This is a genomic window from Pseudomonas sp. 51_B, assembly GCF_017491595.1.
Taxonomy (GTDB): Bacteria; Pseudomonadota; Gammaproteobacteria; order Pseudomonadales; family Pseudomonadaceae; genus Aquipseudomonas; species Aquipseudomonas promysalinigenes.
This window is the reverse complement of record NZ_JAFGYW010000013.1, coordinates 13,995-34,368: the sequence shown is the minus strand read 5'-3', so window position 1 is coordinate 34,368 and position 20,374 is coordinate 13,995. Positions and strand designations below refer to the sequence as shown.

Genomic DNA, 20,374 nt, shown 5'->3' with positions numbered 1-20,374 from the left:
TCGATCTGAAGAGCGCCACCAACCCCAAGTCATGCGCTCATCAATGCTGCCGCCGCCAGGCACGCAGGGTGGTGAACAACAGCACCACGGCAAGCACCGGCAGCACATAGAACAGCATCAACCGCTCCAGCCGCCCGGCCAGTGGCATGCCCATGGTGAAAGCCGCCACATGTAGGCCATAGGCCAGGTACAGGCAAAGGAACACCAGCCCTTCGGCGCGGGTGATTCGATAACCGGAGTAAAACACCGGCAAGCTCAGTGCGGCGACGCCAAACATCACCGGAAGGTCGAAGGCCAGTGCATTGGGCGAAATGGTCAGTGGCTCGGGGGTGGTCAGCGCGGTCAGGCCAAGTACCCCAAGCAGGTTGAACAGGTTGCTGCCGATCACCGTGCCTACCGCAATTTCCCGCTCACCTCGAACGGCGGCGATCAGCGCTGCGGCAAGTTCAGGCAGGGATGTACACACCGCGACCACGGTCAGGCCGATGATGCGTTCGGACAAGCCCAGATCGGTAGCCACTTCAATGGCGGACTCCAACAGCAGGTGCCCGGCCAGGCTCAGCAGGCCAAAGCCCAACAGCACCTGGAGCAACGTCCCGGACCAGAAACGTCCGGCGCTGGCAGCCCCGGCATTCGGCGCAGGGTAGGTGCGGGCATAGTGGCGTGACTGGTGCCAAAGCATCGCCAGGTAGCCCGCCAGGCCAAGCAGCAACAATAAACCCTCGGCCCGGCCCAAGTGAGCATTGGCGCAAAGGGCATATACCAGCGCGCTGGCTGCGATCATCAGCGGGATATCCAGGCGCACCAACTGGCGTGACACCCGCAACGGGATGACCAGCGCGGCCAGCCCGAGGATGACCAGTACATTGAAGATATTGCTGCCGATCACGCTGCCCACGGCCACATCAGGGGCACCCTGGAAAGCAGCCTGCAGGCTTACCGTCAGCTGCGGAGCAGTGCTGCCGAAAGCGACCAGGCTCAGGCCGATGATCAATGGCCGCACGTGCAGGCGTTGCGCCAGGCGAAGTGCGGCGCGCACCATGAGCTCGGCTCCGCCGACCAGCAATAGCAGGGCAAGGCCCATTTGCAGCAGGCTGAAGGTGGGTAGGGTTGCGAGGTCGAAAATGGTCATGCTCCCGTCAAAGCGGTTGTCAGGTCAGTCGCTCAAACCTTGTACCCGCACGCGCGCCGTTCCGCTACGGAGCATGCCGATTTTTTCTGCTGCAGCACGTGACAGGTCGATCAAGCGGCTGCGGGTATGCGGGCCGCGGTCGTTGATGCGGACCACCACGCTGCGGTCATTGGCCAGGTTGGTGACCAGTACCCGGCTGCCGAATGCCAGGCTGCGGTGGGCAGCGGTCAGCCCGTGCTGGTTGAACGGTTCGCCGCTGGCGGTGCGTTTGCCGTGGTGGCGGGAGCCGTAATAGGACGCGGTGCCGGTTTCGTTGTAACCGCGGGGGTCGATGGCCTGACTGGCGCAGCCAGCCAGGAAGGAAAAAAGCGCCAAGCTGGCGAGGGATCGTTTAAGCAAGTGTGGTGCTCTCCCAGTGCGGCCATTGGCGGCTAAAGCCGGTCCTGTAGAGAGGTAGGTGCTCGCTCGGGTAGCGGCAGCTCTGTAGGAGCGGCTTTAGCCGCGAACGAGGGCTAGGCCCTCGCACGGCTATAGGATTGAAATCGTCACCCTTCGAGCTTGGCCTTGAGTAGTTGGTTCACCTGCCCAGGGTTGGCCTTGCCCTTGGAAGCCTTCATCGCCTGGCCGACGAAGAAACCGAACATCTTGCCGCGTTTGGCCTCGTCAGCGGCGCGGTACTGTTCGACTTGTTCGGCATTGGCGGCGAGCACTTCGTCGAGCATCTTGTCGATTGCACCGGTGTCGGTAACCTGCTTGAGACCTTTGCTTTCGATGATGCTATCGGCATCGCCTTCGCCGGCGGCCATGGCCTCGAACACGGTCTTGGCGATCTTGCCGCTGATGGTGTTGTCACGAATGCGCAGCAACATGCCGCCCAAGTGCGCGGCACTCACCGGGGCTTGGTCGATCTCGACCCCTAGTTTGTTCAGCAGGCTACCCAGTTCGACCATGACCCAGTTGGCGGCAAGCTTGGCATCCCCGCCAATACGCACCACTTCTTCGAAGTAGTCCGCCTGCTCGCGGCTCGAAGCCAGCACGTTGGCGTCATAGGCCGACAGGCCGTATTGGCTCTGGAAACGTTCGACCTTCTGCGTTGGCAGCTCAGGAAGGCCTGCGCGCACCGTTTCGAGGAAACTGTCCTCGATTACCACCGGCAGCAAATCGGGATCGGGGAAGTAACGGTAGTCGTTGGCCTCTTCCTTGCTGCGCATGGAGCGGGTCTCGTCCTTGTTCGGGTCGTACAGGCGGGTTTCCTGCACCACCTTGCCGCCGTCCTCGATCAGGTCGATCTGGCGCTGGATCTCGCTGTTGATCGCGCGTTCGATGAAGCGGAACGAGTTGACGTTCTTGATCTCGCAGCGGGTGCCGAACTCGGTCTGGCCTTTGGGACGGATCGATACGTTACAGTCGCAGCGCAGCGAGCCTTCGGCCATGTTGCCGTCACAGATGCCCAGGTAGCGTACCAGCGCGTGGATTGCCTTGACGTAAGCCACGGCCTCCTTGGCGCTACGCATGTCTGGCTCGGAGACGATTTCCAGCAGCGGCGTGCCGGCACGGTTGAGGTCGATGCCGGTGGAACCGCTGAAGTCCTCGTGCAGGCTCTTGCCGGCGTCTTCCTCCAGGTGCGCGCGGGTTACGCCGATACGCTTGATGGTGCCGTCTTCCAGGGCGATGTCCAGGTGGCCCTTGCCGACGATCGGCAGATCCATCTGGCTGATCTGGTAACCCTTGGGCAGGTCAGGGTAGAAGTAGTTCTTACGCGCGAACACGTTGCGCTTGCCGATTTCGGCATCGATGGCCAGGCCGAACATGCAGGCCATGCGTACGGCCTCCTGGTTCAGCACTGGCAGCACGCCAGGCATGCCTAGATCAACCAGGCTGGCCTGGGTGTTCGGCTCGGAGCCGAAGGTGGTGGCGCTGCCGGAGAAGATCTTCGACTGGGTGGCCAGCTGGGTATGAATCTCCAGCCCGATCACAACTTCCCATTGCATGTGTGAATTCCTCAGAAGCCGTTAGGGGCGCGGGTGTGCCAGTCGGTGACTTGCTGGTAACGGTGCGCGACGTTGAGTAGGCGGCCTTCCTGGAAGTATGGGGCCAGCAGCTGTACGCCGACCGGCAGGCCATCGACGAAGCCGGCAGGCATCGACAGGCCTGGCAGGCCTGCCAGGTTGGCAGTGATGGTGTAGACGTCTTCCAGGTAGGCAGCGACAGGGTCGCTGCTCTTGGCGCCAAGCTTCCAAGCCGGGTTCGGCGTGGTCGGGCCTAGGATCAGGTCGACATCGTTGAACGCCGCCATGAAGTCGTTCTTGATCAGGCGACGGATCTGCTGTGCCTTGACGTAGTAGGCGTCGTAGTAGCCGGCCGAAAGGGCGTAGGTGCCGACCATGATGCGGCGCTGCACCTCGGCGCCGAAGCCTTCGCCACGAGAGCGCTTGTACAGGTCGGTCAGGTCCTTGGGGGCTTCACAGCGGTAGCCGAAGCGCACGCCATCGAAACGCGACAGGTTGGAGGAAGCTTCGGCGGGGGCGATCACGTAGTACGCCGCAATGGCATGCTGCATGTTGGGCAGGCTGATTTGCTTGACCACTGCGCCGAGCTTTTCCAGCTCCTTGACGCTGGCCTGGACCAGGTCGGCGATGCGTGGGTCGAGGCCGGCTGCGAAGTATTCCTTCGGCAGGCCGATGCGCAGCCCCTGCAGCGAGCCGTTGAGGCTGGCGCTGTAGTCAGGTACGGGCTCATCGATGCTGGTGGAGTCCTTGGCATCGAAGCCGGCCATGCCTTGCAGCAGCAGGGCGCAGTCTTCGGCAGTGCGCGCCAGCGGGCCACCCTGGTCGAGGCTGGAGGCGTAGGCGATCATGCCCCAGCGCGATACGCGACCGTACGTCGGTTTGAGGCCGGTAAGGTTGGTCAGCGCCGCCGGCTGGCGGATCGAACCGCCAGTGTCGGTACCGGTGGTGGCCGGCAGCAGGCGTGCAGCTACGGCCGCGGCCGAACCACCGGACGAGCCGCCAGGCACGTGCTCGAGGCTCCATGGGTTCTTCACCGCGCCGTAGTGGCTGGATTCGTTGGCCGAACCCATGGCGAACTCGTCCATGTTGGTCTTGCCCAGGGTGACCATGCCGGCATCGGCCAGCTTGGCTACCACTGTGGCATCGTACGGCGCTTTGAAGTTGTCGAGCATCTTCGAGCCGCAGCTGGTGCGCACGCCCAGGGTGCAGAACAGGTCCTTGTGGGCGATTGGGGCGCCGAGCAGGGCGCCGGTTTCGCCACCGGCGCGGCGGGCGTCTGCGGCACGTGCCTGGCCCAAGGCCAGTTCTTCGGTGACGCTGATGAAGCTGTTGATCTGTGGGTCGATCTGCTTGACGCGCGCCAGCAGGGCGCCGGTCAGCTCTTCGGAAGAAAACGACTTGTCGGCGAGTCCGCGGGCGATCTCGGCCAGGGTCAATTCATGCATGGCAGGCTCTATCCCTTACTCGATGACTTTGGGAACCAGGTACAGACCGCTTTCGGTCGAGGGTGCAATGGCCTGATAGGCATCGCGCTGATTGCTTTCGGTGACCTGGTCGGGACGCAGACGCTGGCTGGCCTCCAGGGGATGGGCCAGAGGTTCGATACCGTCGGTGTCGACCGCTTGCATCTGGTCGACCAGGCCGAGAATGCTGTTCAGGGCGTCAGTAATGCGTGGCAGTTCGCCGTCATTCAGGCCCAGGCGGGCCAGATGGGCGATCTTCTCCACGTCGCTGCGTTCAAGCGCCATGGTTGATCTCCAGGGGAAACAAAGAACCGAATCAGCTCGGCAGTGAGGAACATGTCAGCATTTTGGCGGTCCAACGGCCGCGATCATCTGCTGGCGTGCTCGGAAAAACAGCCAATTTAACATATTGGCTCCTTGCCCAAAATCCCTGCCATTGTTAGAGTTTGCCGCACTTTTTTACCCACGCTTTCCCCAGGGTCACTTTCCCATGTTCAAGAAACTGCGTGGCATGTTTTCCAGCGATCTTTCCATCGACCTGGGGACTGCCAACACCCTAATTTACGTGCGTGAGCGCGGTATCGTCCTGAATGAGCCCTCGGTTGTTGCCATCCGTACCCACGGCAACCAGAAAAGCGTCGTCGCCGTCGGTACCGAGGCCAAGCGCATGCTCGGTCGTACCCCAGGTAACATTGCTGCCATTCGTCCGATGAAAGACGGCGTCATTGCCGACTTCAGCGTCTGTGAAAAAATGCTGCAGTACTTCATCAACAAAGTGCACGAAAACAGCTTCCTGCAGCCCAGCCCTCGCGTGCTGATCTGCGTACCGTGCAAGTCGACCCAGGTAGAGCGCCGCGCCATTCGCGAGTCGGCCCTGGGTGCCGGTGCCCGTGAAGTGTTCCTGATCGAAGAACCCATGGCCGCTGCCATCGGCGCCGGCCTGCCAGTCGAAGAAGCTCGCGGCTCGATGGTTGTCGACATCGGCGGCGGTACCACCGAAATCGCCCTCATCTCGCTCAACGGTGTGGTGTATGCCGAATCCGTACGCGTTGGCGGCGACCGCTTCGACGAAGCCATCGTTACCTACGTGCGCCGCAACTACGGCAGCCTGATCGGCGAGTCCACTGCCGAGCGCATCAAACAGGAAATCGGCACTGCCTACCCAGGCGGCGAAGTGCGCGAAGTCGACGTACGTGGCCGTAACCTGGCCGAGGGCGTACCGCGTGCCTTCACCCTGAATTCCAACGAAGTCCTCGAAGCGCTGCAGGAATCCCTGGCGACCATCGTCCAGGCGGTCAAGAGCGCTCTGGAGCAATCGCCGCCGGAGCTGGCCTCCGACATCGCCGAGCGCGGCCTGGTACTGACCGGTGGCGGTGCCCTGCTGCGGGACCTGGACAAGCTGCTGGCCCAGGAAACTGGCCTGCCGGTGATCGTTGCCGAAGACCCGCTGACCTGCGTGGCCCGTGGCGGTGGCCGCGCCCTGGAAATGATGGACAAGCACGCGATGGACTTGCTCTCCAGCGAGTGATCCGCGTAGCCATCGAGCGCCCGGTTTACAGGTAGCACGCACAGTGCTACCTGTATGCGCTGGGCTGGCGTCCGTCCGGGCGTCGTTTCCGTCAACCCGCAACCAGGCTGGTGCGTTGTCCCGATGTCCAATGACCTCCTGAGTCGTCCACGAGGAACGGCCCATTAAACCGCTTTTCTCCAAGGGCCCTTCGCTGGGCGTTCGCCTGCTAGTGCTGGTGGTGCTGTCGGTCGCGTTGATGGTTGTCGACGCGCGTTTCGACGTGCTCAAGCCTGTGCGCAGCCAGATGGGCCTGGTGCTGATGGAATCGTACTGGATCACTGACCTGCCGCAGCGCATGTGGCAAGGCGTGGCCGGCCAGTTCGGCAGCCGTACGGAGCTGATCGCCGAAAACGAAAAACTCAAGACCGAAGCCCTGTTGTTGCAGGGGCGCCTGCAAAAACTGGCGGCCCTGACCGAGCAGAACGTGCGCCTGCGTGAGCTGCTCAACTCTTCGGCGCTGGTTAACGAGAAAGTCGAGGTGGCCGAGTTGATCGGCGTCGATCCCAACCCGTTCACCCACCGCATCCTGATCAACAAGGGTGAGCGCGATGGCGTGTTCCTTGGCCAGCCGGTGCTCGATGCCCGCGGCCTGATGGGCCAGGTCGTCGAGCTGATGCCTTACACGTCACGGGTGTTGCTGTTGACCGATACGACCCACAGCATTCCGGTGCAGGTCAACCGCAATGGGCTGCGCGCCATCGCTAGCGGCACGGGCAACCCGGAGCGTCTGGAACTGCGCCATGTTGCCGATACCGCTGACATCAAGGAAGGCGACCTGCTGGTCAGCTCCGGCATGGGCCAACGTTTCCCGGCCGGTTACCCGGTGGCCACGGTCAATGAGGTGATTCACGACTCCGGCCAGCCGTTTGCAATCGTACGCGCCATTCCGACTGCCGCCCTTAACCGCAGCCGCTACATGCTGCTGGTGTTCAGCGACCGTCGCACGCCGGAGCAGCGCGCCACTGACGCCGCCATTGCCCAAGAGGAAGCCGATCGCAAAGGCGCAGCGCAGCCGGCCACTGCTGCCGAGCCTGCGTCCACGGCTGCACCTGCCGCTACAGGGCAGGCACCTGCCACTCCTGCAGCCGCGCCGACCAGTCCCGCTGCGGCTCCAGCGGCACCTGCGCAACCTCGGAGGCAATAATGGCCAAGTCGCGCCGAAATCACGCTTGGGTCATTTGGCTTACATTCGCCATCGGGCTGTTGCTCAGCGTGTCGCCGATGCCTCAGTTTCTCGAAGTGTTCCGCCCCATGTGGCTGGCGATGCTTGTGTCCTTCTGGACCTTGAACGTGCCCAATAGAGTGGGCATGACCACTGCCTTCGTGCTGGGGCTGGCCGAGGATGTCCTGTACGGAACCTTGCTCGGCCAGAACGCGCTGATCCTCACCCTCATCACCTTCCTGGTGCTTTCCTTGCAGCAGCGCTTGCGCATGTTCCCGCTTTGGCAGCAGAGCCTGGTGGTGCTGGTGATCTTCGGTATTGCTCAGTTGGTCCAGCTTTGGCTCAGCGCGCTGACCGGCAACCGCCTGCCAACCCTGGCGCTGGTCTGGTCAGCGGTGATCAGTGCCTTGCTCTGGCCGTGGATCAGCTTCGCCCTGCGCGACCTGCGCAGACGCCTGCACATTCACTGACGGCGCTGCCACCACTGACAGGGAGATGTCTCATGAAACCACTCTACCTCGCCTCTGGCTCGCCACGCAGACGTGAATTGCTCGCGCAGATCGGCGTGCCGTTCGCCGTCGTCAGCGCTCCGATCGATGAAACCCCACTGCCCGGTGAAGGCGCCGACGCTTACGTCGAGCGCCTGGCCGTGGCCAAGGCTCAGGCCGGCCTGGCGGCCCTGCAAGGCCCTGGCGTGGTGCTTGGTGCCGATACGGCGGTGGTGCTCGACGGCCGCATCATGGGCAAGCCCGAGAACCGCGAACACGCGTTGGCCATGCTGCGCGAGCTGGGCGGCAAAGCCCATCAGGTACTTACGGCAGTGGCAGTGTGCGATGGGCAGCGCTGCGAAAGTGTGCGCGTCAGCAGCACCGTACATTTTCGCGCCATCGATGCTGCGCAGGCCGAGCGTTACTGGGCCACGGGCGAGCCGGCGGACAAGGCCGGCGGCTATGCCATCCAAGGCCTGGGTGCGGTATTCGTAACCGGCCTCCAAGGCAGTTATTCGGCAGTGGTTGGCCTGCCGTTGTGCGAAACGGCCGAGATCCTCGCCGAGTTCGGCATCGCCTGCTGGCAGGAAGCGGCGCTTTTGCCTGAGGTAACAAACCAACGGTAGCCAGGCTGTCACGCGCGATCCATCATTACCGAAGACCTTTGACGAGAGCCTGCCATGAGTGAAGAGATCCTGATCAACATCACCCCGATGGAATCGCGTGTGGCGGTGGTGGAAAACGGGGTGCTGCAGGAAGTGCACGTCGAGCGCACCCAGCGCCGCGGCATCGTTGGCAATATCTACAAAGGCAAGGTGGTGCGGGTGCTGCCGGGTATGCAGGCAGCCTTCGTCGACATTGGGCTTGAACGCGCAGCGTTCATCCATGCCTCGGAGATTTCTCAGCGCGAAGGCTCGGCGGTGGAGAACATCACGGCACTGGTCCACGAGGGCCAGGCGCTGGTGGTGCAGGTGACCAAAGACCCAATCGGCACCAAGGGCGCACGCCTGACCACGCAGCTGTCGATCCCCTCTCGTTACCTGGTGTACATGCCGCGCAGCAGCCACGTCGGTATTTCCCTGAAGATCGAAGACGAAGCAGAGCGCGAGCGCCTCAAGCAAGTGGTCAGCGATTGCATGGTCAGCGAGAACATCAAGGATGCCGGGGGCTTCATTCTGCGCACCGCTGCCGAAGGGGCCCGCTCTGAAGAAATCCTCCAGGACATCCGCTACCTGCGCCGTCTCTGGGAACAGATCGGCAGCCAGATCAAAACCTGCGGTGCGCCGACTGTCATTTACGAAGACCTGGGCCTTGCTCTGCGCACGCTACGCGATCTAGTCAACCCGAAGATCGAAAAAATCCGTATCGACTCGCGGGAAACCTTCCAGAAAACCACGCAGTTCGTCATCGAGCTGATGCCGGAAATTGCCGATCGTCTGGAGCACTATCCCGGGGAGCGGCCGATCTTCGACCTGTATGGGGTCGAAGACGAAATTCAGCGCGCCCTGGAGCGCAAGGTGCCGCTCAAGTCTGGTGGCTACCTGGTGGTCGACCCCGCCGAAGCGATGACCACCATCGACGTCAACACCGGGGCATTCGTCGGCCATCGCAACCTCGAAGAAACCATCTTCAAGACCAACCTCGAAGCTGCCACGGCCATTGCCCGGCAACTGCGGCTGCGCAACATCGGCGGGATCATCATCATCGACTTCATCGACATGGAAGACGAAGAACATCAGCGCCAGGTGTTGCGCACCCTGGAAAAACAGCTCGAACGCGATCATGCCAAAACCAACATCATCGGCATCACCGAACTGGGCCTGGTGCAGATGACGCGCAAGCGCACCCGCGAAAGCCTCGAGCAGGTATTGTGCGAGCCCTGCATCGCCTGTCACGGCCGTGGGAAACTGAAAACCCCTGAAACCATCTGCTACGAGATCTTCCGCGAAATACTTCGCGAAGCCCGTGCCTATCAGGCTGAAGGCTATCGGGTGCTGGCCAACCAGAAGGTGGTAGATCGCCTACTGGACGAGGAGTCCGGCAACGTTGCCGAACTTGAGACCTTCATCGGTCGAACCATTCGCTTCCAGGTCGAGTCGATGTATTCGCAGGAACAATACGACGTGGTGCTGCTCTGAGGCGTTTCATTACCTGCCGCCTAGGGCGCTGGCTGGCAAAGTCGGCACGTCGGGCCATCATGGATAAACGACCTGGAGGGCCATGGCCATGGGACGTCTGAACCGCGTTCTGCTTGCCTTGACCCGTTGGGGTCTAGGCCTATGCGCTCTGCTCGCCGTGTTGGTAGCGCTGTATGTCAGCATCGGCCGTGTACTGGTGCCGCTGGTGGCCGAGTACCGCGCAGACGTTCAGCGCAAGGCTGAACAGGCGCTTGAATTGCCTGTGCATGTGGGGGCTCTGGAAGGGCGTTGGAGTGGCCTGTCGCCGGTGCTACGGGTGCGTGATCTGCAACTGGGGGAAGGCGCTTCAGCCCTGCGGCTCGATGATGTGAAGGTGGTGCCCGATCTTTGGGCCAGCCTGGTTGCCCGTGAAGTGCGCCTGTCGCGCATCGAGCTGGGTGGCTTGCAATTGATCCTGCGCGAAGACGAGCAGGGTAATTGGGCGATGGAAGGGCTGCCGAAAAAGGACGACGCGCCGCTCGACCCCGCCCAGATGCTGCAGCGCCTGCGCCAATTGGGCCGTATCGATGTATTCGACAGTCAGGTCACGCTGCAGCCCTGGCAGCGGGACCCATTGACCCTCACCTATGTCAGCCTCGGTTTGCAGGCCGGCACATCTCGTCAGGCCCTGGACTTGCGCGCTACTTTGCCCGACGGCCAGCCGCTGGCGCTCTACCTGCGCAGCCGGGCCACCGCCGAGGCCTGGCGCGACGGGGATGCCAAGGCTTATTTGAGCTTGCCGCAAAGTGACTGGGCGCGCTGGCTGCCACCGCGGCTGCTGGGCCAGTGGCGGGCCGAAGCGTTGAAGGCCGGAGGCGAGTTCTGGGTCGATTGGGGGCAGGGCCAGCTGCAGCAGGCCGTCGTTCGCTTGAATGCGCCAAACCTGGGCGGTGCCTATGCTGACCGCAAGGCGGTGGCGTTGGATGATCTTGCCTTGTCCGCCTGGTTCCAGCGTCGCGACCAGGGTTTTGATGTGGTGGTCGACTCACTTGCCGCGAGCATTGGCAAGACACGTTGGGAGTCGCATCTGCAAGTAAACCAGCGCCCAGGCGATGACCCAGCGGGTGAAACCTGGCAGGTGCAGGCAGACCGCTTGGACCTTACGCCTCTGACCCCATTGGTGCAGGCGCTTGCACCCTTGCCAGGCAAGCTCATGGAGGTGCTCGAAGCACTCCAGGTAAAAGGTGCACTGCGCAACGTGCGCCTGGACGTGCGGCCGAAGGCTGAGGGCAACCAGCGCCTGCAGTTCGCCGCCAACCTGGAGCAGGTAGGGTTCGATGCCTATCACGGCGCCCCAGCGGCCGGGAACGTCAGTGGCAGCATCAGCGGTGACCTTGGCCATGGCGAACTACGCCTGGACACCGACGCGTTCATGCTGCATCTGTATCCGATCTTCGCCAAACCCTGGCATTACCAAAAGGCCAATGCACGCCTGACCTGGGCCCTCGACCAGCATGGCTTCACCCTGGTCGCGCCCTACCTCAAGGTATTGGGAGAAGAGGGCAAGATCGCCGGCGACTTTCTGATCCGCCTGCTGTTCGACCCAGGCACTGAAAGTTACATGGACCTGCGGGTGGGGCTAACCGACGGTGATGGCCGCTACACAGCCAAATACCTGCCCGAGGTGCTGAGCCCTGCGCTCGATGAATGGCTGCGCAGCGCTATCGTCAAAGGCGATGTTGATCAAGGCTATTTCCAGTACCAAGGTTCACTGAATCATGGCGCCTCACCTGAGGCTCGCAGCATCAGCCTGTTCTTCAAGGTCCACGATGCAGTGCTGGACTTCCAGCCGGGCTGGCCGCAGGTGCAGCAAGTGGACGGCGATGTGCTGATCGAGGACAGCGGTGTGCGTATCAAGGCCAGCAAGGGCCTGCTGCTCGATACTGCGGTCACCGACGTCAATGTGAATATCCCTCACGTCGATGAGGGCCAGCCCAGTCACCTGTATCTGGACGGGGGGTTCGACGGCAGCCTCGGCGATGGCTTGAAGATCCTCAAGGAAACACCGATCGGTACAGGCGACATCTTCGCGGCCTGGGAGGGGGAGGGGCCGCTCAAGGGCAAGGTCAAGCTCGACATTCCGTTGGCCCATGGCGAGCGTCCTAAAGTGCTGGTCGACTTCGCCACTAGCGATGCGAAGCTTAAAGTTGCCCCGCCTAGCCTGGACCTTACACGCCTGAAGGGTGATTTCAGCTTTGACCTCGACAAGGGGCTCAGTGGCAAGAACATCAGCCTGCAAGTGTTCGGCAAGCCGGCCACCGCGCAGATCAGCGCCCTGGGCGAGCCCGGGCAGATGCAGACACGCATCGATGCCAGCGGTCAGGCTCCGCTCAAGGCCCTCACCGATTGGCTGCAGTTCACCCAGGCCTTGCCCGCGTCGGGTGATATCCCCTACCAGTTGCAGCTTAACTTGGGCAGCCGTGATAACAGCCTGAATGTCAGTTCTTCACTCAAAGGTCTGGCCATCGACTTGCCGGCGCCGTTCGGCAAGGCGGCGGCTGAAACCCGTGACAGCCAGTTCAGCATGACCCTGCAAGGGCCGGAGCGACGCTTCAATGCGGCGTATACCGACCTTGCCCGCTTCGCCTATGCCGCCCCTGCAGACAAACTGGCCCAAGGGCGCGGCGAACTGCTGCTGGGCGCGGGCCAGGCGCAATTACCGTCAGGTCAGGGGCTGCGCGTCAGAGGGCGGCTGGATAGCCTCGATCTTGAGCCCTGGCAGGAACAGGCCGCACGCTTTGCCGGTGATGACCCAGGCGGTAGTGCCCGGCAGACCCTGCAGAGCGTTGACCTGAGCATTGGCCAGCTCAAGGGCTTCGGCATGAGCCTGAATCAAGCCGTGGTGCGCTTGGCCCGTGGTGGCCCGGCATGGGACCTGCGCCTGGACAGCAGGGAGGTCATCGGTAACGCCCGGGTGCCCGATGCCAAGGCTGCGCCAATGACCATACGGCTACAAACCCTGCGCCTGCCGCCTGCCGACCCTGCCGATGCGCAAGCCGAAGAGGGCCCCGATCCGTTGGCCTCCTTCGACCCGCGCAAAGTGCCGGCACTGGACTTGACCATCGATAGGCTGTACCGAGGCGATGATCTGTTTGGCAGTGCCGCAGTGAAGCTGCGCCCCACGGCAAACGGTGTATCCGCGCAGGACATCAACTTGAACGTCAAAGGTCTGCACGTCGATGGCTCAGGCGGCTGGGAGGGGCCAGTAGGGGGCACCAACAGCTGGTACAAAGGTCGCCTGGATGGCAAGAACCTCGCCGACGTGCTCAAGGCCTGGGGCTTCGCGCCCACAGTGACCAGCCGTGATTTCCGTCTGGACGTGGACGGGCGCTGGCCTGGGTCGCCGGCCTGGGTTGGCCTCAAGCGGTTCTCTGGCAGCATGGATGCAGCCTTGCGCAGCGGCCAGTTCGTCGAGGTGGAAGGTGGTGCCCAGGCCCTGCGGGTGTTTGGGCTGCTCAACTTCGATGCCATTGGTCGCAGGCTGCGCCTGGATTTTTCGGACCTGTTCGAAAAGGGCTTGGCCTACGACCGGGTCAAAGGTCTGCTGGCGGCCAGCAATGGCGTCTACGTCACCCGCGAGCCCATCTCGGTGACCGGCCCGTCGAGCAACTTCGAGCTTGAAGGTACTCTGGACCTGGTCCGCGATCGGGTCGCTGCCAACGTGCAGGTGTCGCTGCCGGTTACCAACAATCTGCCCTTGGCCGCGCTGATCGTTGGCGCCCCCGCCGTCGGTGGTGCGCTGTTCCTGGTCGACCGCTTGATCGGCGACCGGGTATCGCGTTTCGCAAGCGTGCACTATCGCGTCGAGGGGCCGGTAAAAGAGCCTAAAATCACCTTTGTGAAACCGTTCAACAAATAATCTTGGGAGCGCCCATGAAGGCAGCGGTCATCCAGATGGTCAGCCAGGACGATGTGCTGGCCAATTTGCAGCGTGCCGGGGCTCTGCTCGAGCAGGCGGCGCTGGGTGGTGCGAAGCTTGCGGTACTGCCGGAGAACTTCGCGGCGATGGGGCGCAAAGATGCCGCCGCCATCGGCCGCGCCGAGGCGTTGGGCGATGGGCCGATTCTGCCATGGTTGAAACGCACTGCTCGCGACCTCAGATTATGGATTGTTGCAGGTACTTTGCCGCTGCCGCCACAAGGGCAACCACAAGCCAAGGCCCATGCCTGCTCGCTGCTTGTCGACGAACACGGCCAAGTAGTTGCGCGTTATGACAAGCTGCACCTGTTCGATGTGGACGTTGCCGACAACCGTGGTCGTTACCGCGAGTCCGATGACTATGCCCATGGAGCCAGTGTGGTAGTGGCGGATACGCCAGTGGGCCGATTGGGCTTGAGCGTTTGCTACGATCTGCGCTTTCCCGAGCTTTACAGCGCTTTGCGCAGTGCGGGCGCGGAGCTGATCACGGCACCGGCAGCCTTCACTGCGGTCACGGGCGCTGCACATTGGGACGTGCTGATTCGTGCCCGAGCCATCGAAACCCAGTGCTATGTGCTGGCGGCGGCTCAGGGCGGTACCCATCCAGGCCCGCGGGAAACCCACGGGCATGCTGCGATCATCGACCCTTGGGGGCGGATCGTTGCCCAACAGGCGCAAGGCGAAGCCGTATTGCTTGCCGAGCGCGACACTGATGAACAGGCGTCCATCCGGGCGCGCATGCCGGTCACCATGCACCGGCGCTTTTTCTCGCAGGACGCCTTGCGGCCTGCGCACACCGCGGAGTGACTATGAGCCAGATGTTATCCACCGTCAGCGAGCAGCTCCTGGCCCCGGGCGGACTTACCCTCGATAGCCTGCAGAGCGTGCTGGGCGAGTTGGCCGGCCCCGGCATCGATGCCGCCGACCTGTACTTTCAGGGCCAGATCTCGGAAACCTGGGCGCTGGAGGACGGCATCGTCAAAGAGGGCAGCTTCAACCTCGACCAGGGCGTTGGGGTGCGTGCCCAGTCTGGTGAGAAGACTGGCTTCGCCTATAGCAATGCCATCAACCTCGAGGCACTGAACTCGGCGGCCCGCGCCGCTCGCTCGATTTCCCGCGCAGGCCAGAGCGGCCAGGTACAGGCCTTCAAAAGCCGGGACGTCACGGCGCTGTATGCCCCTGACAACCCTTTGGATGTACTCAGCCGTGCCGAAAAGGTCGAGCTGCTAAAGCGCGTCGATGCTGCCACGCGCGCCCTCGACCCGCGGATCCAGCAGGTCAGCGTGAGCATGGCCGGGGTCTGGGAGCGCATCCTGATCGCCGCTGCCGACGGCAGCCTGGCCGCCGACGTGCGTCCGCTGGTGCGCTTCAACGTCAGTGTCATCGTCGAACAAAATGGCCGCCGTGAGCGTGGCGGGCAGGGTGGTGGCGGGCGTACCGACTACCGCTTCTTCACTCAAGAGCGCGTCATGGGCTACGCCCGCGAGGCGTTGCGTCAGGCGCTGGTGAACCTTGAGGCCATTCCGGCCCCGGCAGGCACATTACCGGTGGTACTGGGCTCGGGTTGGTCGGGTGTGCTGCTGCACGAAGCGGTCGGCCATGGCCTGGAAGGGGATTTCAACCGCAAGGGGAGCTCGGCATTCAGCGGCCGGATCGGCGAGAAAGTTGCCTCCAGCCTGTGCACAATCGTCGATGACGGCACCCTGGAAGGCCGCCGCGGCTCGCTGAGCGTTGATGACGAAGGTACCCCCACCGAGTGCACAACGCTGATCGAGAACGGCATCCTCAAAGGCTACATGCAAGACAAGCTCAATGCGCGTTTGATGGGCATGGCAGTCACTGGCAACGGCCGGCGCGAGTCCTACGCGCACCTGCCGATGCCGCGCATGACCAACACCTACATGCTGGGCGGTGAGAGTGACCCCCAGGAAATCATCGCCTCGGTGAAGAAAGGTATTTACTCCGCCAACCTCGGCGGCGGCCAAGTCGACATCACTAGCGGCAAGTTCGTGTTCTCGACCAGCGAAGCCTACCTGATCGAAGACGGCAAGATCACCGCGCCGGTCAAAGGCGCCACCCTGATCGGCAACGGGCCTGAAGCCATGAGCCGGGTATCGATGGTCGGTAACGATCTGGCACTGGACAGCGGTGTGGGGACCTGTGGCAAGGATGGGCAGTCGGTGCCGGTAGGCGTCGGGCAGCCGACCTTGAAGCTTGATGCCATAACCGTGGGCGGTACTGGCGCTTGATGGCATTGGGCGCCAATGTGGGCGCGGCCTTGCCTCGCGAAGCCGGCAGTGCGGTGCTGGCTGCCGGTGTTCGCAGGGCGAGCCCGCTCCCACAGGCGCCCGCTAAAGATTCAGCGCAGACCGCGTTGCAGTTCGTCGAGGTCGCGAATGTATTTGAATACCTTGCGCGCAGCGGCAGGCGGTTTGTTCCGAGCTTTTTCGTGCTGGGCATGACGGATCAGCGAGCGCAGCTGTTGGCGGTCGGTTTCCGGGTATTCGTTGACGAACCGTTCAAGGTCGTCATCGTTACCGTCAATCAGCCGGTCGCGCCAGCGTTCGAGGCTGTGGAAGCGCTCGTTGTACTGACGGGTCGAGCTGTCCATCTGTTCGAGCACGGCATGGATGGCATCAAGGTCCTGCACACGCATCAGCTTGCCGACGAACGACATGTGGCGTTTGCGGGCTCCGTGGGCGGTGTGCTTGCTGGCGTCGGCCAGGGCTTTTCGCAGTTCGTCGGTCAGCGGCAGGCGTGCCAGGGTATCGGCCTTGAGCGTAGTCAGGCGCTCGCCGAGCTCGACCAACGCATGCAGCTCGCGCTTGATCTGGGTTTTGCTTTTTTCGCCGTCGAAGGCGTCGTCGTATGAATCAACCATGGGGGGCAGTCCGCTTGGGTTTTTGAGAAAAGTCGCCGAGCGGCGAGCAGGCAAGGCGAAACAGGCGAGGTAGCGGAGTTTACAGATTGTAAATGAGCATTCCGAGCCGGCTTTCAACGCAGCATGTTCGTCGCGCAGGCACTTTTCGTACTAAGCCTGAAATTTGCCGCCATGATAACCAGATGGGGGCCGCTTGTCCGGCCCGGTCGTAGAATGACCCGTAGCCATGCGCAGAATTTGAGTGGAGAAAACCATGAGTGCAGTCCAAAGCGTAGGCCCAAAGGACCTGCCAGCGTTGCAGGAGCAGGTCGAAGCGATCATTGCAGAAGCACGCAAGCAAGGCGCCAGTGCCTGTGAAGTGGCGGTGTCGCTGGAGCAAGGCTTGTCGACCACGGTGCGTCAACGCGAGGTCGAAACGGTCGAGTTCAACCGCGACCAAGGCTTTGGCATCACCCTGTATGTGGGCCAGCGCAAAGGCTCGGCCAGCACCTCGGCCAGTGGTCCGGAAGCGGTTCGAGAAACCGTCGCTGCTGCCTTGGCGATCGCCAAGCACACCTCCGAGGACGAGTGCTCGGGCTTGGCTGATGCAGCGCTGATGGCCCGTGACATTCCCGATCTGGACCTTTACCACGACTGGGGCATCGAGCCAGAAAAAGCCATCGAAATGGCGCTGACCTGCGAAGCTGCGGCGTTCGACGCCGACCCGCGTATCCTCAACGCCGATGGCACCACCTTGAACACCCACCAAGGGTGCCGCGTGTATGGCAACAGCCACGGCTTCATCGGCGGCTACGCCTCGACCCGGCACAGCCTGAGTTGCGTGATGATCGCCGAGGGTGAGGGCCAGATGCAGCGTGACTACTGGTATGACGTGAACCGTCAAGGCAACCTGCTGGCCGACCCGCGCAGCATTGGCATTCGGGCTGCCCAGCGTGCCGCCAGCCGCCTGGGTGCACGCCCGGTAGCGACCTGCGAAGTGCCGGTGCTCTTTTCTGCCGAGCTGGCTGGGGGCCTGTTCGGCAGTTTCCTCTCGGCCATTTCTGGAGGCAACCTGTATCGCAAGTCGTCGTTCCTCGACGGGGCAATCGGCCAACGCCTGTTCCCATCCTGGCTGACCCTCGACGAACGCCCGCATATTCCGCGTGCGCTGGGCAGCGCCGCATTCGATGCAGACGGCCTGGCGACCTACGCCAAACCGTTCGTAGACAACGGCGAATTGGTGTCCTACCTGCTGGGTACCTACTCCGGTCGTAAGCTGGGCCTGCCGAGCACCGCTAACGCAGGGGGTGTGCATAACCTGTATGTCACCCATGGCGTCGAGGACCAGGCAGCGCTGATCCGGCGCATGGGCCGTGGCCTGCTGGTTACCGAGCTGATGGGGCATGGTCTGAATATGGTGACGGGCGATTATTCCCGCGGTGCAGCAGGCTACTGGGTCGAGAACGGTGAGATCCAGCATGCGGTGCAGGAGGTGACCATCGCTGGCAATATGAAAGACATGTTCCAGCAAATTGTCGCGATTGGTAGCGATCTGGAAACTCGCAGCAATATTCACACCGGCTCGGTATTGATCGAACGGATGACCGTTGCTGGCAGCTGAAATCACCTAGGAAAATCAGTTTCAAACTGAACCCGGCCTGCGTGCCGGGTTTTTCTTTCATCGCCGATCACTTGAAGTGATTATGATTATCAATTAATAATCAATATCATTACTCGATCACTTGGCGATGATGTTGATGAAACCCGTCCTGCGCGAACTACCTTACCTGGAAAACTGGCGCTGGCTCAGCCGGCGCATTCGCTGCGCCCTCGAACCCAACGAGCCGCGCCTGATTGAGCACTACCTGGCCGAAGGGCGCTACCTGGTGTGCTGCACCGAAACTGCGCCATGGACCGTGGCATTGACATCGTTCCGCTTGCTGCTGGATACCGCCTGCGACCGCATGCTGCCTTGGCACTGGCGCTGCTTGTGCCTGGATCGGGCCTGGCGCCCGCTGCTCGACCTGCGCAAGCTGGACCGGCACGAGCAGAATCTACGGTGGCAGCCCTATGCCATGCAGTTGGCGAACTGCCAACTGCTGCCCTCGATTACCCCCGAAGAACTGATGCAAGGATTCGAACATGACTGATACCCGTATCGAGCGTGACAGCATGGGCGAGCTGCAGGTGCCGGCCAAAGCCCTGTATGGCGCTCAAACCCAGCGCGCGGTCGACAACTTCCCGATCAGCGGCCAGCGAATGCCGGCCCAGTTCATTCGCGCGCTGTTGCTGGCCAAGGCCGCCGCAGCCAAGGCCAACGTGCAATTGCAGCAACTCTCGCCGGGGCAGGGGCAGGCCATCGTTCAGGCGGTTGAGCAGCTGCTGGCAGAGAATTTCATTGAGCACTTCCCGGTGGATGTGTTCCAGACCGGCTCCGGCACTAGTTCGAACATGAATGCCAACGAAGTGATTGCTACCCTGGCCAGTCGCATCCTTGGGGAGCCGGTCAATGCCAATGACCATGTCAACTGTGGCCAAAGCAGCAACGACATCATTCCCACCACCATCCACGTCAGCGCGGCGCTAGCTTTGCACGAGCAACTGTTGCCGGCGTTGAGTCATCTGATTGAAGCGATCGAGGCCAAGTCAGCGCAGGTACATCGCTACGTGAAAACTGGCCGAACTCACCTGATGGATGCCATGCCAGTGCGCATGAGCCAGGTACTTGATGGCTGGGCAGCACAGATCAACGGCGCGAAAGCGCATATCCAGGCAACCTTGCCGAGCCTGCAGGCCCTAGCGCAAGGCGGCACCGCCGTAGGCACAGGGATCAATGCCCATCCGCAGTTCGCCGCGGTGTTCGCGCGTCAGTTGAGCGATATCGCCAAGGTCGAATTCACGCCTGGGCGTAATCTGTTCGCACTGATTGGCTCCCAAGACACCGCCGTTGCCCTCTCAGGGCAACTCAAGACAACCGCGGTCGCGTTGATGAAGATCGCCAACGATCTGCGCTGGATGAATTCAGGCCCGTTGGCTGGCTTGGGTGAAATCGAATTGCAGGGCTTGCAGCCCGGCTCCTCGATCATGCCTGGTAAGGTCAACCCGGTAATCCCGGAAGCCACTGCCATGGTCGCCGCCCAGGTGATCGGCAATGACGCCACCATCGCAGTGGCCGGCCAGTCGGGTAACTTCGAGCTCAACGTCATGCTGCCGGTCATCGCTCGCAACCTGTTGGAAAGCATCGAACTGATGGCCAATGCCAGCCGCCTGCTGGCGGACAAGGCGATCGCCGGTTTCAAGGTCAACGAAGCCCAGCTCAAGCAGGCCCTGGCTCGCAATCCGATCCTGGTCACCGCGCTGAACCCCATCATCGGCTATCTCAAGGCCGCAGAAATCGCCAAGTCTGCTTATCAGCAAGGTCGCCCGATCATCGATGTGGCGCTGGAACACACCGACCTCTCCCGCGATCAACTCGAGGCGTTGCTGGACCCAGAAAAACTGACCGCCGGCGGTATCTGACACGCCATAGGCACCGCGCTGGGGCCTGCAAGCTTGCTGGCCGGTCAGGCAGCGGTGCTGATTGCTCTTACCAAAG

General features: G+C 62.3%; 17 protein-coding genes. 11 read left to right on the top strand and 6 right to left on the bottom strand.

Going from position 1 to position 20,374, the window contains the following annotated elements:
• Positions 1-40: 40 nt before the first annotated feature.
• From J5M56_RS15290 to gatC, 5 genes are all read right to left on the bottom strand, one after another.
• Complete coding sequence (locus tag J5M56_RS15290) at positions 41-1,084, bottom strand: calcium/sodium antiporter (RefSeq protein ID WP_186477795.1); 1,044 nt, start codon at positions 1,082-1,084, stop codon at positions 41-43.
• A gap of 72 nt (positions 1,085-1,156) precedes the next feature.
• Positions 1,157-1,531, bottom strand: a complete 375-nt coding sequence (locus J5M56_RS15285) for a septal ring lytic transglycosylase RlpA family protein (RefSeq protein WP_060478780.1) — start codon at positions 1,529-1,531, stop codon at positions 1,157-1,159.
• 146 nt (positions 1,532-1,677) lie between these two features.
• Positions 1,678-3,123, bottom strand: a complete 1,446-nt coding sequence (gene gatB, locus J5M56_RS15280) for an Asp-tRNA(Asn)/Glu-tRNA(Gln) amidotransferase subunit GatB (protein WP_060478779.1) — start codon at positions 3,121-3,123, stop codon at positions 1,678-1,680.
• Positions 3,124-3,134: 11 nt separating this feature from the next.
• The gene (gatA, locus tag J5M56_RS15275) at positions 3,135-4,586 is read right to left on the bottom strand and encodes an Asp-tRNA(Asn)/Glu-tRNA(Gln) amidotransferase subunit GatA (RefSeq protein WP_060478778.1); all 1,452 of its coding nucleotides are present in this window, start codon (positions 4,584-4,586) and stop codon (positions 3,135-3,137) included.
• 15 nt (positions 4,587-4,601) lie between these two features.
• Positions 4,602-4,889, bottom strand: a complete 288-nt coding sequence (gene gatC, locus J5M56_RS15270) for an Asp-tRNA(Asn)/Glu-tRNA(Gln) amidotransferase subunit GatC (protein WP_060478777.1) — start codon at positions 4,887-4,889, stop codon at positions 4,602-4,604.
• A gap of 205 nt (positions 4,890-5,094) precedes the next feature.
• On the opposite strand from gatC, the gene mreB reads away from it, so the two are divergent.
• From mreB to tldD, 8 genes are all read left to right on the top strand, one after another.
• On the top strand, positions 5,095-6,132 hold the full coding sequence (mreB, locus tag J5M56_RS15265) for a rod shape-determining protein MreB (RefSeq protein ID WP_003255163.1): 1,038 nt from the start codon (positions 5,095-5,097) through the stop codon (positions 6,130-6,132).
• A gap of 163 nt (positions 6,133-6,295) precedes the next feature.
• Positions 6,296-7,318: a rod shape-determining protein MreC gene (gene mreC, locus J5M56_RS15260; RefSeq protein ID WP_081016658.1), complete on the top strand. Its 1,023-nt coding sequence runs from the start codon at positions 6,296-6,298 to the stop codon at positions 7,316-7,318.
• Positions 7,318-7,806 (top strand): rod shape-determining protein MreD, encoded by a 489-nt coding sequence (gene mreD / locus J5M56_RS15255; RefSeq protein WP_060478776.1) that lies wholly within the window; start codon positions 7,318-7,320, stop codon positions 7,804-7,806. Before mreC ends, mreD begins: the two co-directional genes overlap by 1 nt.
• Before the next feature lie 32 nt (positions 7,807-7,838).
• A complete protein-coding gene (locus tag J5M56_RS15250; RefSeq protein ID WP_060478775.1) occupies positions 7,839-8,450 on the top strand; it encodes a Maf family protein in 612 nt (203 codons plus the stop codon).
• A 54-nt stretch (positions 8,451-8,504) separates the two neighbouring features.
• Positions 8,505-9,962: a ribonuclease G gene (gene rng / locus J5M56_RS15245; protein WP_060478774.1), complete on the top strand. Its 1,458-nt coding sequence runs from the start codon at positions 8,505-8,507 to the stop codon at positions 9,960-9,962.
• A gap of 82 nt (positions 9,963-10,044) precedes the next feature.
• Positions 10,045-13,860 carry a YhdP family protein gene (locus J5M56_RS15240; RefSeq protein WP_207937248.1) on the top strand — a complete coding sequence of 1,272 codons (3,816 nt, stop codon included), beginning with the start codon at positions 10,045-10,047 and terminating at the stop codon, positions 13,858-13,860.
• A 14-nt stretch (positions 13,861-13,874) separates the two neighbouring features.
• Entirely contained in the window at positions 13,875-14,726 is an 852-nt protein-coding gene (locus J5M56_RS15235) for a carbon-nitrogen hydrolase family protein (protein ID WP_207937247.1), read from the top strand.
• Positions 14,727-14,728: 2 nt separating this feature from the next.
• Positions 14,729-16,168 carry a metalloprotease TldD gene (gene tldD / locus J5M56_RS15230; RefSeq protein ID WP_207937246.1) on the top strand — a complete coding sequence of 480 codons (1,440 nt, stop codon included), beginning with the start codon at positions 14,729-14,731 and terminating at the stop codon, positions 16,166-16,168.
• Positions 16,169-16,278: 110 nt separating this feature from the next.
• On the opposite strand, the gene yjgA is transcribed toward tldD, so the two are convergent.
• Positions 16,279-16,800 (bottom strand): ribosome biogenesis factor YjgA, encoded by a 522-nt coding sequence (gene yjgA, locus J5M56_RS15225; protein WP_060478770.1) that lies wholly within the window; start codon positions 16,798-16,800, stop codon positions 16,279-16,281.
• A 253-nt stretch (positions 16,801-17,053) separates the two neighbouring features.
• Between yjgA and pmbA the strand changes: the two genes are divergently transcribed.
• The 3 genes from pmbA to J5M56_RS15210 all read left to right on the top strand — a co-directional run bounded on the left by pmbA (position 17,054) and on the right by J5M56_RS15210 (position 20,298).
• Positions 17,054-18,400 carry a metalloprotease PmbA gene (gene pmbA, locus J5M56_RS15220; protein ID WP_186477689.1) on the top strand — a complete coding sequence of 449 codons (1,347 nt, stop codon included), beginning with the start codon at positions 17,054-17,056 and terminating at the stop codon, positions 18,398-18,400.
• A 127-nt stretch (positions 18,401-18,527) separates the two neighbouring features.
• On the top strand, positions 18,528-18,929 hold the full coding sequence (locus J5M56_RS15215) for a hypothetical protein (RefSeq protein ID WP_060478768.1): 402 nt from the start codon (positions 18,528-18,530) through the stop codon (positions 18,927-18,929).
• Entirely contained in the window at positions 18,922-20,298 is a 1,377-nt protein-coding gene (locus J5M56_RS15210; protein ID WP_207937245.1) for a class II fumarate hydratase, read from the top strand. Before J5M56_RS15215 ends, J5M56_RS15210 begins: the two co-directional genes overlap by 8 nt.
• Positions 20,299-20,374: the final 76 nt, after the last annotated feature.

Bases quoted from the DNA above. Each gene is read 5' to 3' on its own strand.
- rng (WP_060478774.1), top strand. From the start codon at position 8,505: ATGAGTGAAGAGATCCTGATCAACATCACCCCGATGGAATCGCGTGTG.
- J5M56_RS15235 (WP_207937247.1), top strand. From the start codon at position 13,875: ATGAAGGCAGCGGTCATCCAGATGGTCAGCCAGGACGATGTGCTGGCC.
- yjgA (WP_060478770.1), bottom strand. From the start codon at position 16,800: ATGGTTGATTCATACGACGACGCCTTCGACGGCGAAAAAAGCAAAACC.
- gatB (WP_060478779.1), bottom strand. From the start codon at position 3,123: ATGCAATGGGAAGTTGTGATCGGGCTGGAGATTCATACCCAGCTGGCC.
- pmbA (WP_186477689.1), top strand. From the start codon at position 17,054: ATGAGTGCAGTCCAAAGCGTAGGCCCAAAGGACCTGCCAGCGTTGCAG.
- J5M56_RS15215 (WP_060478768.1), top strand. From the start codon at position 18,528: ATGATGTTGATGAAACCCGTCCTGCGCGAACTACCTTACCTGGAAAAC.
- gatA (WP_060478778.1), bottom strand. From the start codon at position 4,586: ATGCATGAATTGACCCTGGCCGAGATCGCCCGCGGACTCGCCGACAAG.
- J5M56_RS15210 (WP_207937245.1), top strand. From the start codon at position 18,922: ATGACTGATACCCGTATCGAGCGTGACAGCATGGGCGAGCTGCAGGTG.
- J5M56_RS15240 (WP_207937248.1), top strand. From the start codon at position 10,045: ATGGCCATGGGACGTCTGAACCGCGTTCTGCTTGCCTTGACCCGTTGG.
- J5M56_RS15290 (WP_186477795.1), bottom strand. From the start codon at position 1,084: ATGGGCCTTGCCCTGCTATTGCTGGTCGGCGGAGCCGAGCTCATGGTG.
- mreB (WP_003255163.1), top strand. From the start codon at position 5,095: ATGTTCAAGAAACTGCGTGGCATGTTTTCCAGCGATCTTTCCATCGAC.
- gatC (WP_060478777.1), bottom strand. From the start codon at position 4,889: ATGGCGCTTGAACGCAGCGACGTGGAGAAGATCGCCCATCTGGCCCGC.
- J5M56_RS15250 (WP_060478775.1), top strand. From the start codon at position 7,839: ATGAAACCACTCTACCTCGCCTCTGGCTCGCCACGCAGACGTGAATTG.
- tldD (WP_207937246.1), top strand. From the start codon at position 14,729: ATGAGCCAGATGTTATCCACCGTCAGCGAGCAGCTCCTGGCCCCGGGC.
- mreD (WP_060478776.1), top strand. From the start codon at position 7,318: ATGGCCAAGTCGCGCCGAAATCACGCTTGGGTCATTTGGCTTACATTC.